Origin of the sequence: Aquabacterium sp. (assembly GCF_041909175.1) — a bacterium.
In the GTDB taxonomy this organism is placed as follows: Bacteria; Pseudomonadota; Gammaproteobacteria; order Burkholderiales; family Burkholderiaceae_C; genus Aquabacterium.
In genome coordinates this window covers 30,792-43,890 of record NZ_JAYRDZ010000011.1, presented here as the reverse complement: position 1 = coordinate 43,890, position 13,099 = coordinate 30,792, and the positions used below count along the sequence as shown (strand labels likewise).

The 13,099-nt window shown below is 61.4% G+C and carries 14 protein-coding genes; all 14 read right to left on the bottom strand.

Translation table 11 applies throughout. The features are described 5' to 3' along the window. Window positions 1–2 precede the first annotated feature (2 nt). Complete coding sequence (locus tag ACE3PH_RS14500; protein WP_374320326.1) at window positions 3–1,304, bottom strand: alkaline phosphatase family protein; 1,302 nt, start codon at window positions 1,302–1,304, stop codon at window positions 3–5. 25 nt (window positions 1,305–1,329) lie between these two features. After that, window positions 1,330–2,091 (bottom strand): flagellar biosynthetic protein FliR, encoded by a 762-nt coding sequence (gene fliR, locus ACE3PH_RS14495; RefSeq protein WP_374320323.1) that lies wholly within the window; start codon window positions 2,089–2,091, stop codon window positions 1,330–1,332. A gap of 3 nt (window positions 2,092–2,094) precedes the next feature. Beyond that, on the bottom strand, window positions 2,095–2,364 hold the full coding sequence (gene fliQ / locus ACE3PH_RS14490) for a flagellar biosynthesis protein FliQ (protein ID WP_374320321.1): 270 nt from the start codon (window positions 2,362–2,364) through the stop codon (window positions 2,095–2,097). 28 nt (window positions 2,365–2,392) lie between these two features. Then, window positions 2,393–3,157: a flagellar type III secretion system pore protein FliP gene (gene fliP, locus ACE3PH_RS14485; protein WP_374320319.1), complete on the bottom strand. Its 765-nt coding sequence runs from the start codon at window positions 3,155–3,157 to the stop codon at window positions 2,393–2,395. A gap of 13 nt (window positions 3,158–3,170) precedes the next feature. Then, the gene (locus tag ACE3PH_RS14480; protein WP_374320317.1) at window positions 3,171–3,533 is read right to left on the bottom strand and encodes a FliO/MopB family protein; all 363 of its coding nucleotides are present in this window, start codon (window positions 3,531–3,533) and stop codon (window positions 3,171–3,173) included. A 29-nt stretch (window positions 3,534–3,562) separates the two neighbouring features. Continuing rightward, the gene (gene fliN / locus ACE3PH_RS14475) at window positions 3,563–4,078 is read right to left on the bottom strand and encodes a flagellar motor switch protein FliN (protein ID WP_374320315.1); all 516 of its coding nucleotides are present in this window, start codon (window positions 4,076–4,078) and stop codon (window positions 3,563–3,565) included. Next, on the bottom strand, window positions 4,071–5,072 hold the full coding sequence (gene fliM / locus ACE3PH_RS14470; protein WP_374320313.1) for a flagellar motor switch protein FliM: 1,002 nt from the start codon (window positions 5,070–5,072) through the stop codon (window positions 4,071–4,073). The genes fliN and fliM overlap by 8 nt, the downstream gene beginning before the upstream one ends. Window positions 5,073–5,120: 48 nt before the next feature. Beyond that, a complete protein-coding gene (gene fliL / locus ACE3PH_RS14465) occupies window positions 5,121–5,738 on the bottom strand; it encodes a flagellar basal body-associated protein FliL (protein ID WP_374320311.1) in 618 nt (205 codons plus the stop codon). A gap of 142 nt (window positions 5,739–5,880) precedes the next feature. Beyond that, the gene (locus ACE3PH_RS14460) at window positions 5,881–7,236 is read right to left on the bottom strand and encodes a flagellar hook-length control protein FliK (RefSeq protein ID WP_374320309.1); all 1,356 of its coding nucleotides are present in this window, start codon (window positions 7,234–7,236) and stop codon (window positions 5,881–5,883) included. Between the two features lie 56 nt (window positions 7,237–7,292). Next, on the bottom strand, window positions 7,293–7,784 hold the full coding sequence (gene fliJ / locus ACE3PH_RS14455) for a flagellar export protein FliJ (protein ID WP_374320307.1): 492 nt from the start codon (window positions 7,782–7,784) through the stop codon (window positions 7,293–7,295). Window positions 7,785–7,810: 26 nt separating this feature from the next. Further along, window positions 7,811–9,244 carry a flagellar protein export ATPase FliI gene (gene fliI, locus ACE3PH_RS14450; RefSeq protein ID WP_374320305.1) on the bottom strand — a complete coding sequence of 478 codons (1,434 nt, stop codon included), beginning with the start codon at window positions 9,242–9,244 and terminating at the stop codon, window positions 7,811–7,813. Further along, on the bottom strand, window positions 9,241–10,266 hold the full coding sequence (locus ACE3PH_RS14445) for a FliH/SctL family protein (RefSeq protein ID WP_374320303.1): 1,026 nt from the start codon (window positions 10,264–10,266) through the stop codon (window positions 9,241–9,243). The genes fliI and ACE3PH_RS14445 overlap by 4 nt, the downstream gene beginning before the upstream one ends. Beyond that, window positions 10,253–11,248, bottom strand: coding sequence for a flagellar motor switch protein FliG (gene fliG, locus ACE3PH_RS14440; RefSeq protein ID WP_374320300.1), 996 nt, complete (start codon window positions 11,246–11,248; stop codon window positions 10,253–10,255). Before fliG ends, ACE3PH_RS14445 begins: the two co-directional genes overlap by 14 nt. Before the next feature lie 15 nt (window positions 11,249–11,263). Continuing rightward, a complete protein-coding gene (gene fliF, locus ACE3PH_RS14435; RefSeq protein WP_374320298.1) occupies window positions 11,264–12,991 on the bottom strand; it encodes a flagellar basal-body MS-ring/collar protein FliF in 1,728 nt (575 codons plus the stop codon). Window positions 12,992–13,099: the final 108 nt, after the last annotated feature.

Sequence of the window (13,099 nt, the reverse complement as noted above, 5' to 3'; positions counted from 1 at the left end):
CCTCAACTGCGCAGCGGCTCACGGAACACCGAGGTAATGGGTTGCAGATTGCGCCAGGCCAGCTCAAACGGCGAGCCTGAGCCCTCCTGCACCCGGTAGTACTGCTGGAAATCGGCACGAAACTGCTCCAGCCCGCCATACAGCCACAAGATGGTGGCCAGCACATTGAGGTGATCGATGCGCTGCGTCACCTCCGCGGGCTGCACCCCTGCCCCATAGAACACGGTGGCGATGCGGTCCGCCCCCGTGACATAGGGGTCACCCCGACGCGCATCGGTGCTGCCATCTTCATCAAAGGTCACGATCAACAGGCTGTTGTGCTCACGCGCCCATCTGGCATAGGCCCCCAGATGCGTTCGCAGCCAGTCATCGGCCACCTTGGCGGTGTTGCTGTGCGCGTCGTGTTGCTCATTGGGCACCACGATCGACACCTCAGGCAAGGCATCAAACGGCAATGCACGCCCCCCCTCATCAGCCAGAAAGCCGCGGAAGGATTGTTTGAGTACCGGGTCCCTGGTCGGTGCGAAACCCAGGTTGACCGACACGGGCAAGACGTGGTGCGCCAGATCACCCTGGCGGCCACGCGCGCTGGTCGGCGCACGCTGATCGGTCCAGTTGATGGCCGGGTTGTGCTTGCGACGGTAGTCATCGGTCATGGCATGGGCTGCCTGACACGGTGCCAGCCGGTCGTCTGTCCCGCAATTCCAGCTGGGGTATGGCAAGGACTCGCAAAAGCTCAAAAACCGCCCACCGGCCTTCATGATCGCGGCGCCCAGATTGGGGCTTTGCAGGGGCAGCCAGTCGAGCGGAATCTGGTTGTTGGCGATGCCCACCTTGGTCTCGCGTGGTGCGGGCAGAGGCTGCCCATCCCGGTCGTACAGGGCCGTGCCCATATAGGGTGAGCCCCGATCTTCGAACCACTGCGGCAACACGCCTTGGTGATGTCCCGAGAACAGATACAGGTAATTGGGCTGGCTGGACCGGGTCGGCTTGTCCGACCCATAGGGCGTACGCGCAAAATGGGCGTCCATGAAGCGGGCGCCGCCTGCAGCCAGTTCGTTGAGGAAACGCCAGTCCGACTCGGGCGCATACACCGGCGCCTGCCCACCCTGGCGCTGGGCAGGGGTGGCGGTGAACGCCGACAGGTTCTCCAGCACGACCACCACAGTGTGGTCCGGACGCCAGACCGGACGTGGTATCGACGATGTAGCCGGTTTCTGACGCGCAGCTTCAACCCAGGGCGACAAGCCCCAGCCGGTTGCGGCGCCCAGCGCCCCCTGAAGCAACTTGCGCCTTCTGCTCACACCGCACCTTTCGACAAACCTGCCACTACTGGAAGTAGCCCAGCATACGCTCAATGGCCATGGTCAATGGCGCCTGCATCATGGGCAGGGTCAACCACAGCCCGGTCAGCCCGACCCCCAGCGTGATCGGAAAGCCAATGGAAAACACATTGAGCTGTGACGCGACGCGCGCCATCAAACCCATCACCACGTTGACCAGCAGCAGCATCGACACCACGGGCAAAGATACCCACAGACCCAGGCGAAAGACCTCAGCACCCCAGACCTGCGGCTGAACCACCTTCAGAAAGCCCAGGGGCTCGGCCATGACCGGAAACACCTTGAAGCTGTCGATGACCGCCGCAGTCAACAGCAGGTGGCCGTTCATGACCACAAAAAGCCAGGCGGCACAGGTGCCATAGAAGCGGCTGATGGCCGTCGACTGGCCGCCGCTCATCGGGTCGTAGAAGCTGGCGAAGTTCAAACCCATCTGCAAGCCGACGATTTCGCCCGCGAACTCGATCGCCGCGAACACCACGCGGGCAGCAAACCCCATGGTCAGACCGATCAGCACCTCGTGCAGGAGCACCATCACAGCCTGTGGCGAATTGAGGGCGACCGACGGCATATCCGGCAAGGTAGGCTGCGCGCACAAAACGATCAGCACCGCCAGAGACAGGCGGACACGCCGGGGAATCACGCGCATCGACAGCACGGGCGCAGCCGTGAAAATGCCAGCCACGCGGACAAAGGGCCACAACCACGGCGTGATCCACGCCATCAATTGCGCTTCAGAGAAGCTGATCAAGGCTCAGCCCACCACGCTTGGAATCGACTCGAGCACCTGTCGGATGTAGTCAACCAGGGTACTGAGCATCCATGAGCCAGCCAGACCCAGCGTGGCAAAAGCGGCGAGCAGCTTGGGCACAAAGGACAAAGTGGATTCGTGGATCTGGGTGGCCGCCTGGATGATGCTGACCACCAGCCCCACCACCAGTACCACCAGCAGGATGGGCGCACACACGGTCAGCAACACCAGCAGGCCGTCGCGGCCAATCGTCAATACCTGTTGTGGATCCATCTCTGCACTCCCCGAGTCTCGCAACCGTCTACTGGGCAAAACTGGCTGCCAATGAACCCAGCAACAGGTTCCAGCCATCGGCCAGTACAAACAGCATGAGCTTGAATGGCAAGGCCACCATCACGGGTGACAGCATCATCATCCCCAGGCTCATCAGCACGCTGGCCACAATCATGTCGATGATCAGGAACGGGATGAACACCAGGAAACCAATCTGGAAGGCGGACTTCAATTCACTGGTCACGAAAGCCGGCACCAGCACCCGAAATGGCACGGTTTCCGGCTTGACCTCGCCTTCCAGCCGAGCCAGACGCGTGAACAGGCCCAGGTCGGACTGACGCGTTTGCTTCAGCATGAATTGCCGCATGGGCGTCTGCCCACGATCCAGCGCTTCAGTGAAGGAAATCTGGTTGGTGGAAAACGGTTCGTAGGCATCTTTGTAGACCTTGTCGAAGGTCGGGCCCATCACGAACAGCGTCAAGAAAAGCGACAGGCCAATGATGACCTGGTTGGGTGGGGCTGCCTGGGCCCCGATGGCCTGACGCACCAGACTCAAGACGATCACGATGCGGGTGAAACCCGTCATCATCAAGAGCAAGGCCGGCAGGAAAGACAGTGCCGTGAAGAACAGCAGCGTCTGGATGGGAACGGAGTAACTGGTTCCGCCTCCACTTTGGGCCACCATCAGGGGTAGCCCTGCCGAGCCCCCCGCTGCCTGAGCCCACGTCAAGCTGGAGGCTGTCAGCAGCGCCAGACCGGTCAGAACCCGGCCGGCATACCGATTCAATTGCATGCTCCGCCCCGGATCAGCCCTTGGGTGGTTCGATGATATCGGTCGAGCGGCGCAGCAGCACCGGGAAGGTGGACGACACCGGGTCACCCTGCGCCTGATTCTGGCTGTCGTCGGATGGTTGCAAGGTGTGCAGCGTGGTGATGCTGTTCGCTGTGACGCCCAGCACCAGCCAGGTTTTTTGCTCACCGGTACCCAACTCGACCGTCACCACGCGCTGACCAGGGCCGACAGCCAACTGGCTGATCGGACGCAGCACCTTGTCACCCGTGCCCAACACACTCTGGGCCAGGCCAGACTTCTTCAGGAAATACAGGCTGATCGGGATCAGCGCGACGATCACCACAAACCACAACACCAACATCCCGGCGGATTGCATAAAGGTCTCTCCTAGTCTTCAGTTATGGATCAGCACCCGCGGCTGAGGCGGCGCATACGCTCAGACGGCGTGACGATATCAGTCAAGCGTATACCAAACTTGTCGTTGACAACGACGACTTCACCTTGCGCAATCAAAAAACCGTTGACCAGCACATCCATCGGCTCACCGGCCAGTGCATCGAGCTCAACCACAGAACCTTGTGCCAGTTGCAGGATGTTCTTGATGGGAATGCGGGTGCGACCGAGTTCAACCGTCAGCTGGACCGGGATGTCCAGGATCATGTTGATGTCGTTGCCTGCAGGGTTGCCAGCCGAAGATGGACCGAAATTGGCAAAGGCTGCTGGCGTGGCTTGCAGAGCAGGATTGGCCACCTCGCTCGCCGTGGCCGTGGCCGCACCAAAGATGTCATCTGCAGAGGGCCCGCCAGACGAGGTGTTGGCCTGCTGAGCCAGCGCGGCTTCCCACTCTGCGGCCATCGCATCCTGTTCAGGATCTCCCGAGGACGGCGCGTCTGCAGGCGGAAATTCAGTGTTGTCAGACATGTCGTTCTCCCAGCCAACCCGCGTTGGCAGTGGTCAATAGTTTGTCAACGCGCAAGGCGTACTTGCCATTCGACGTACCGTAGTAGCACTCGACGATGGGCACCCCGTCCACCTTGGCTTCAATCAGTGGTTTCAGATCCAGCTCGATGAAATCCCCCGGCTTGAGCGCCAGAAGCTGCTCGACCGTGGCCGGCGCATGTGCCATTTCTGCAACCAACTCGACTTCAGCTGCCTGGATCTGCTGCGTCAGCAACTTCACCCAGCGCCGATCCGGCTCGGCGGAGTCGCCCTGGATGGACGAGAACAGGATGTCCCGAATGGGTTCGAGTGTGGCGTAAGGAATACAGAAATGGATGGTGCCGCTGGTGTCACCGATTTCGAGGGTGAAGGAACAGCACACCACAATTTCACTGGGTGTGGCCACCGTGGCGAACTGCGGCTGCATTTCCGAGCGCTGGTAGTCCAGCTCAATCGGATAAATGCCGCGCCAGGCTTTCTTGTATTCCTCGGCAATCACCTCGATGAGGCGGCCAATGATGCGTTGCTCGGTGGCAGAAAAATCACGGCCTTCGATGCGGGTGTGGAACTTGCCCGCACCACCAAACAGCGCATCGATCACGGCAAACACGAGAGTCGGGTCACACACCACCAGACCGGAACCCCGCAAGGGGCGGATGGCCATGATGTTGAAGTTGGTGGGCACCACGATTTCGCGCAGGAAGGCGCTGTATTTCTGCACCTTGATGCCGCCCACCGACACCTCGGGGGACTTGCGAATCAGATTAAACAGGCCAATGCGGATGTTGCGGGCAAAGCGCTCGTTGATGATCTCCATCGTAGGCATGCGCCCGCGAACGATCCGCTCCTGGTTGGCCAGGTTGTAGTCACGAATGCCTTCCTGGGGCCCATCGTCCTGCTCCAGCTTCTGGCTTTCGCCGGTGATGCCCTGCAAGAGTGCATCAACTTCATCTTGCGAGAGGATTTGCTGATTCATGGCCTTGACACTGCGTTGGCCGGGTTTGACGCCGGGATCAGGACGGACTCACTGGATGATGAAATTCGAGTACTGCACATGCGAGATCGGGTTGTACAACTCCACCCGCTTCTTTTTCTTCTTTTTCTTCTTGGGCGCCTCGTCTTCAGCCGGCGCATCTTCCTCGTCTTCCGGATCTTCCACCTCATACCCCATGGAACGGGCAGATTCCCGGCGAATTTCTTCAGCCAGTTTTTCCTTGCCGTCTTGAGACATCAGGTCTGTGGAAGCCTTGTGAGAGAGGATCATCAGCACGGCATTGCGAATGGCCGGCATGTAGTTCTTGACCTCTTCGGCCACCTTGGGGTCTTCCACCTGAAGGGTGACGCCAATCTGGGCATAGCGGTCTTCATCGCGGTCAGCCAGGTTGACGATGAATGGGTCCAGGGGCACGAATGTGGGGGGATGACCGCTGTGATCCTTGGGCTTCTCGGCCACCTTGCCGTGCGACTCTTCCTCGGCTGCGGCCGCATCGCCCTCTGCCGGCTTCTTCTTCAGCATCAGAAATGCAGCGGCACCACCACCAACCAGCAGCAAAGCCACCACTGCGATGATGATGATCAGTTTCTTCGAGCCCTTTTTCGGGGCTTCGCCTTCGGCTGGTGCGGCAGCGGGTGCAGCTGACATGCTCTCTTCTCCTGGGTGTCACGCCCTTCCACCATGTCGGATAGTGAAAGGGGCATGATGGGATTATTCGAAGTCAGAGCCAGACTGATGAACCGATAAGCGAGGGGAAAGCCGCGCGATTCTGATTTGGTCCGGCAAGGACCTATGCGTAAAGATCGAGGCCGCCGGCAAGACCGCCTCTGGAAGGGACACGAGTCTGGACCATGCTGGCGTCCTCCCGCGATGACGTGGCGTCGGCGCCACTGTTGGCCGATGCAGCCCAAGGTGCCGACGACTGACCATCGGACTGGCCAAACGACTGTTGCGCCGTCTGGTCAGACACGCCAGCGCCCCCCAGGGTCAGCCCCACCTCATCCAGCGACGCCGACAACATCGACAGACTGGCCTCGATCGCCTTGCGGGTTTCTACAGCAGCTGCAGCAAAGTCGATCTGCGCCGATTGGCCATCCAGTGAAATCTTCACGCTGATGGGGCCCATCTCGGCCGGATTCAGGTGCAACTCGGCGGTCAAGGGGCCATCCTGGTCGGTAGATTGCACCAGCATGCTCACCTTGTCAGCCAGCGCCTGCGAAAAATCTGGGCTGTTGACCGGGGTGGGAACAGCGTCACTGACAAATGTGGCCGAGGCCTTCACACCGCCTGCCAGATTCTGCCCACGCAGCATTTCCGCAGCCAATGCGCCACCAAAGTCACCACCGGCCTTGTCCAGCATCTCGACTGCCAGCTTGCCGCCGGCTTCTGCCATGCCACTGATGTCGATGCCCGATGCAGCACCTGCGGCACCCAGCATGGATTGCATGAACCACTCGGCACCCGCCGCCAACTGGCCGCCGTCCTGCCCACCGTGGGTCCCCAGCCGATCGGCCGAGGCACTACCCTGCAAATCGGCCTGAGCGGACTGAGCCAGATCGCCTTGTGTCAGGCTGGACAACCAGGCCAACATGGCGTTGGGGTCGTTCGCCGACACGTTATCCGGCGCCTTCAGTTCGCGAACCACGGCTGCGCCCTCGGTCGAGGCAGCGGCCGTTTGTGCGGTCTTGGCAGCGTCCTGCTCTTCGGCCCCCGCGTCGGCATGCTCCCGACTGGCATCGCCGTTCTTGCCGGCAGCCTGTTGAGGCTTGGGCTGCGTGGCCGGGCGTGCCTCACTGCGTTGCACATTGCCAGCCTGCGGCGAAGGTGTTGCCGGCTTGTTCTGCGCGGTGCTGGCCGGAGCCATCACGTTGTTGTGCTGTCTCGCTACAGCCTGTGCATTGGCCTGGGCGCGTGCCATGGCATTACGCGCCTCGGGTGACAGCCCGCTGGACTGCGTTGCGCCCTGGCCTGACGAGGCCCCGCCGCCCGTGGCGTGTCGCTCCAACATGCGCGAAAAATCGATCTTGTCGACCGCCAGATCGGACGAGGCACTGCCTGCAGCCAGCTTGCTCATCCAGTCTGCCGGCAAACCGGTCCCGCCTGAGACAGCGCTGGTCTTGCTTGTCTGATTGATGGATGCACTCATATCTGCCCTTTCTGGACCCAAACCCTGTCACGCCTGGCAAGCCAGGTCGATCACCGTCAATGCGACGGACCAGCCAGGTGTCCCCCACCCATGAATGGGTTGCTCACTGATCGAACGGCTCGCATGGCTTGTTCGTCAGTGGCCTTCTGTTCCTGCTTCTGCTGGCGCCGCATCATTTCAAGCTGCCGCCGATCGATCAGTTGTTCCACCGCTGCGACCTTGCGCTCGCGCTCGATGAGCTGCACGCGGCATTGGTCAAAAAACAGACGGGTCTGATCAACTCGACGGTCCTGCTCCGACATTGCATCACCAAGTCGCGCACTGAAATCCTGATAACAACGCAGGATTTCCATGCCTCCAGATTGGCTGAACTGCAATTTCCAGCGTTCCTGATATTCGCGGCGCCAATCGCTGAGGGACTGAGCCTGGGCGCGCGCACCTTCATAGGCACGGCGGGCAGACTCCATCTGCGCAACGGCTTCGTCGCGCGCCTTCTCGGCTGAGTCCAGCAGAATCAGCAGAGGTTGGATGGCTGCCGGGGTGGTCACGTTGGGTTCTCCAGACTTCAGAACAATCAATTACCGACAATATGCTGCAACTGGCCGATGCTGGCGTCGAATCTGGCCTGCTCATGCATGGTTTGTTGCAGCAAGCTCACCATGGCTGGATGCAACTTGACGGCGGAATCGAGCTCCTGATCATGGCCCGGCATGTAGGCCCCCAGCTGAATCAGGTCTTTGGCCTTGCTGTACTTAGACCACAACTGACGGAATCGACGCGACGCTTCAATGTGCTGCTGGCTGGCCACGTTGTGCATCACACGCGATGCGGAACGCTCGATGTCAATGGCCGGGAAATGCCCCGACTCGGCCAGCTCCCGCGACAGCACGATGTGGCCATCCAGAATGGCGCGGGCGGCATCGGCAATCGGGTCCTGCTGGTCATCGCCCTCGGACAGCACCGTATAGAAAGCGGTGATCGAGCCATAGCCATTGAGGCCGTTGCCGCTGCGCTCAACCAATTGCGGCAATTTGGCAAAACACGATGGCGGATAGCCCTTTGTGGCCGGCGGCTCACCAATGGCCAGTGCGATTTCGCGCTGCGCCATGGCATAGCGTGTCAGCGAATCCATCAGCAGCAGCACATGCAGGCCCTGATCACGGAAATGTTCAGCGACCGCAGTGGCGTAGTTGGCCCCCTGCATGCGGGTCAGCGGCGGCGCATCAGCGGGAGCGGCCACCACCACCGAACGAGCCAGCCCTTCTTCACCAAGGATATCCTCGATGAACTCCTTGACTTCACGGCCCCGCTCGCCAATCAGCCCCACGACGATGACATCGGCCTGGGTATAGCGGGCCATCATGCCCAACAGCACGCTCTTGCCCACACCGGAGCCGGCAAACAGGCCGATCCGTTGTCCGCGTCCCACCGTCAGCATGGCATTGATCGCACGCACCCCGGTATCCAGCGGTTGGCGAACCGGGTCACGGTCCATGGCGTTGATCGGGCGACGTGCCAACGGTTCACTGCGCACATGGTTGAGTGGACCCTTGTGATCCAGGGGCTCCCCCTGGGCATCGACAACGCGGCCCAGCAAGCCGCTGCCAATGGGCAGATGGCGCGTGCGGTCTTCGCTGCGACGCCAGGGGTGGTTCGGGCGCCCCAGCGCCGGCGAGTTGATGGGAATCGATCGCGGCACCACGCGGGCGCCACTCGACAAGCCATGCACTTCGGCTGTCGGCATCAGGTAGGCCCGGTCGCCCGCAAAGCCCACCACCTCGGCCAGTACCGGCTGAGATTCCAGCCGGGTTTCGGAATGGATCTCGCAGACAGCCCCGACCGGCAAGCGCAAACCCGCCGCCTCCAGCACCAAACCAGCTACACGCACCAGCTTGCCCTGGTTTTCCAGCGGCAAAGGGGTACCAGCACACTCGTCCAGATCCGACAGGAAGCGGTTCCACTGCTCCATCGACACGTCACGCGTGCGACCACCCAATGGCATGTTCATGGCTGGCTCTCCCCGGCACTGCCCAAGCCACCGACGAACTCGTCATCGTCAGGCAGCGGCTTGGCGCGGTAAGGCACCTCGTGGCCTTCATTCCATTCGGCATCGCTGCCCATCACCGCAGCGGCACGCGACCAGCGCGCCTCGACACTGGCATCGACCACGGCGATGTCCGACTCGACCACACAGCCCCCCCGGGTGATACTCAGATCCGGGATCAGCCGTGCGCCCCGGACATCCAGAATCTCTGTCAGCGTGCCCTGCGCCATGGCCTGGTCATCGGGGTGCATGCGCAACACAATCTGGCGGGCCGAAGCCAGCAAGGTCCCCAAAGCCTCTTCAGCCACGAGCAACACCTGCTCTGGCCGCTGGTTGATTTCACTGCGCACGACCTGACGTGCCAACTCCAGCGCCACACCAGCGATGCGTCCGGCCAGCTGTTGCTCAAGGGACTCCAGGCGACGATGCAGATCGGAAACCAGCCCGCTCACCTGATCGCTCATGTGCGCAGCCAGTTGCGCCCCCTGGGTCTGCTTGTAGGTTTCAAGCGCAGAAAGCCCGTTGCGGTAGCCATCCTGATAGCCTTCACGACGCGCTACATCCACCAGTTCGTCGATATTGGGCGCTGGCTCCGCGGCCGGCTGAGCAACGGGATCAGGGTCCAGGCGAGGATCCTCCCCCGGCACACCGCCCACGATCGGGCGACGCAGCGGGGTCACGGTGGCACCGCGTTGCTGCGGCTGCGCGGCCGATGCCTGAGCGGGACGCCCGTTGGGTGCCGGGCCTGACTGCGCAGTGCGCGCATTCGCTCCCCCCTGAAACGGCGGCACGCCATCGGCCACACGTTCGGCAAATGAAGGCTTGCGCACCCCCGTATCCTTCGCCGGATCCGGGCTTGGCTGCGGGGTTTCAAACGCCTGAGGATTCCACGCCTCAAAGCCCTTCAGCTCCTCACGGGGAATGAAGCGCGCGTAGGGATTCGACGGCCCACCACCCGGCGGCTGCGGCGGCTTAGACGTACTCATCGTCGCCTCCGCTTGCCAGGACGATCTGACCTTCGTCAGCCAGACGTCTCACAATCTTGAGCATTTCCTTCTGCTCGGACTCGACTTCCGACAACTTCACAGGCCCGCGAGACTCGAGATCCTCACGCAGGGTTTCTGCGGCACGGCTGGACATGTTCTTGAAGACCTTGTCGCGAATTTCCGGCGAAGCGCCCTTGAGCGCGATGATGAGCGATTCGGTCTGCACTTCCTTGAGCAGGGCCTGGAAGCCCTTGTCGTCCAGCTTGATCAGGTCATCAAACACGAACATGTTGTCCATGATCTTCTGCGCCAGATCGGAATCACTTTCACGGATGTAGTCGAGCACGGAGGTTTCGATGCTCGAACCCATCAGGTTGATGATCTCGGCCGCAGGCTTGGCGCCACCCAGCGACGACTTGCGGATTTGCGTGCCACCGGCCAGCACGCGAGACAGCACCTCGTTGAGGTCCTTCAGCGCGGAAGGCTGGATGCCATCCAGCGTGGCAATGCGGATCATCACCTCATTGCGCTGCCGGTCGGTGAAATACTTCAATGCAGAAGACGCCTGGTCGGGATCCAGGTGGACCAGGATGGCCGCCACGATCTGCGGGTGCTCGTTGCGGAGCAATTCCGCCACAGAGCCAGCGTCCATCCACTTCAGGCTTTCGATGCCGGTGACATCGCTGCCCTGGATGATGCGGTCAATCAGCAGGTTGGCCTTTTCTTCACCCAAGGCCTTGCGCAGCACCGACTTCACATACTCATCGGTGTCGGCCACCAGCATGCCCAGATCGGCTGATTCTTCGGCAAACCGCTCCAGCACCCCTTCCACGCGGTCGCGGGGCACGGTCTTGAGTTTGGCAATGGTTTCACCCAAGCCTTGCACTTCCTTGGGTTCAAGGTTCTTGAAGATCTCGGCAGCTTCCTCCTCGCCCAACGACATGAGCAGGATGGCTGCGTCTTCGAGTCCTTTTTCATCCATCTTGAGTCACCTTGATCAACCGTTGGTGATCCAGCCACGAACCAGATTGGCGACTGCCACCGGGTTCTCGCGCGCCAGCTGGCGAGCTGCTTCGAGTCGGGAGTCAGCCGTTGGAGGGCCCAGTGCTGGCAACATTTGACCATTCGGCCCTTCAACCATGCCAGCGTGTCCCCCATCAATTGCGGGTAACTCCTGAGGGTCGTCGATGACCGCGCTGAGTTGCGGCTTGGCCTCTTCCACCGGCTGAGGCTGTGCAGCCTTGATGGCCGGCCGAATGGCGCCGAACACGACAATCAGCGCAGCCAGGGTCAGGGCACCCGGCACGGCCAGCGTACGCAAGATGTCGACAGTCTCAGGCTTTTGCCAGATCGGCGTCGTATCCGGTTCATCTTTGACAACCTGGAACGAGGTGTTGATCACCTTGACCGAGTCACCACGCTGGTCATTGACCCCGATGGTTTCGCGCACCAGTGCGGTCAGCTTGTCGAGCTCCTCCGGCGAGATGGGCTGGGTAGAGGTCTTGCCCTTGGCATCCGTCACCGTGCGGTTGTTGATCACGACGGCAGCGTTGAGGCGACGGATGTTGCCGGTGGAGTTGCGCGTCACCCGCACCGTCTTGTCCACCTCGTAATTGGTCACTGCGTCACGACGGCTGGTCCCACCCGTGCTGCTCTGGCCGGATGCCTGCAAAGCCTGGGATGCTCCGTTGATCGGTGCCGTTGCCGGAACAGGCGGCTGGTTGCTCGCAGCACCAGGCACCCCAGACGGCGAAGCGGAACCCTGCCCCACCTGCTCGCTGGTCTGCTGGCTGCGCACCGCAGCGGGGGCCTGCCCTTGATTCGGCTTGAACTCTTCGGCCGTCGACTCGATCTGCGAGAAGTCGACATCGGCCGTCACCTGGGCACGGAAGTTGTCCTTGCCCACCACCGGCTCCAGGATGTCCTTGATACGCTGTGTGTAATTGGCTTCGATCTGATGCACGTACTGCAACTGCTGGGCATCCAGGCCCGCCTGGTCAACCGCCTCGTTGGAGCCGGACAGCAGCGCGCCAGACTGATCCACCACACTGACCGCCTTGGTCGACATCTCCGGGACACTGGACGACACCAGGTGCACGATGCCGGCGATTTGCGCCTTGTCCAGCGAACGCCCCGGGTACAGGGACAGCACCACCGAAGCCGAAGGCTTCTGCTGCTCGCGGAAAAAGCCGTTCTGATTGGGCAAAGCCAGGTGCACGCGGGCTGCCTGGACGCCCGACAGAGTCTGAATGGAGCGGGTCAATTCCCCTTCCAGGCCACGCTGGAAATTCAGACGCTCCTGAAACTGGGTAACCCCGAATTTCTGAGCTTCCATCAACTCGTAGCCCACCACCGAGCCCTTGGGCAACCCGGCCGAAGCCAGCTTCAGACGCACGTCGTGCACTTTTTCTGCAGGCACCAGGATGGCTGCACCGCCATCTGTGTACTTGTACGGGACGTTCATCTGCTGCAACTGAGCCACGATGGCGCCGCCGTCCTTGTCAGACAGATTGCTGAACAACACCCGGTAGTCGCCCTCACGACCCCACATCATCATCGCGATGAAGATGGCGACCAGCGCAGCGATCCCCCCGCCGAGCATGAGCTTGCGCTGCATGGGCAGAGCGGCCACGCGCTGCACGAAGGTCGGCGGCGTCGGGGTAGCTTCGATCACCTGGGCAGGTGATGCCGTGATGGCTTGATTGGGTGCGACTGTGACTTCCATGTGCGGTCAAGGCTGTGGGCCCCGCATCGATGAAATCACACGATGCAGCAAACCCGGCTGGACTGCACCCATTATTCAAAGCACTGACCGGCAAAAATGCCGCGAACA

Bases quoted from the DNA above. Each gene is read 5' to 3' on its own strand.
- fliQ (WP_374320321.1), bottom strand. From the start codon at position 2,364: ATGGATCCACAACAGGTATTGACGATTGGCCGCGACGGCCTGCTGGTG.
- fliP (WP_374320319.1), bottom strand. From the start codon at position 3,157: ATGCAATTGAATCGGTATGCCGGCCGGGTTCTGACCGGTCTGGCGCTG.
- ACE3PH_RS14480 (WP_374320317.1), bottom strand. From the start codon at position 3,533: ATGCAATCCGCCGGGATGTTGGTGTTGTGGTTTGTGGTGATCGTCGCG.
- fliN (WP_374320315.1), bottom strand. From the start codon at position 4,078: ATGTCTGACAACACTGAATTTCCGCCTGCAGACGCGCCGTCCTCGGGA.
- fliM (WP_374320313.1), bottom strand. From the start codon at position 5,072: ATGAATCAGCAAATCCTCTCGCAAGATGAAGTTGATGCACTCTTGCAG.
- fliL (WP_374320311.1), bottom strand. From the start codon at position 5,738: ATGTCAGCTGCACCCGCTGCCGCACCAGCCGAAGGCGAAGCCCCGAAA.
- ACE3PH_RS14460 (WP_374320309.1), bottom strand. From the start codon at position 7,236: ATGAGTGCATCCATCAATCAGACAAGCAAGACCAGCGCTGTCTCAGGC.
- fliI (WP_374320305.1), bottom strand. From the start codon at position 9,244: ATGAACATGCCATTGGGTGGTCGCACGCGTGACGTGTCGATGGAGCAG.
- ACE3PH_RS14445 (WP_374320303.1), bottom strand. From the start codon at position 10,266: ATGAGTACGTCTAAGCCGCCGCAGCCGCCGGGTGGTGGGCCGTCGAAT.
- fliG (WP_374320300.1), bottom strand. From the start codon at position 11,248: ATGGATGAAAAAGGACTCGAAGACGCAGCCATCCTGCTCATGTCGTTG.
- fliF (WP_374320298.1), bottom strand. From the start codon at position 12,991: ATGGAAGTCACAGTCGCACCCAATCAAGCCATCACGGCATCACCTGCC.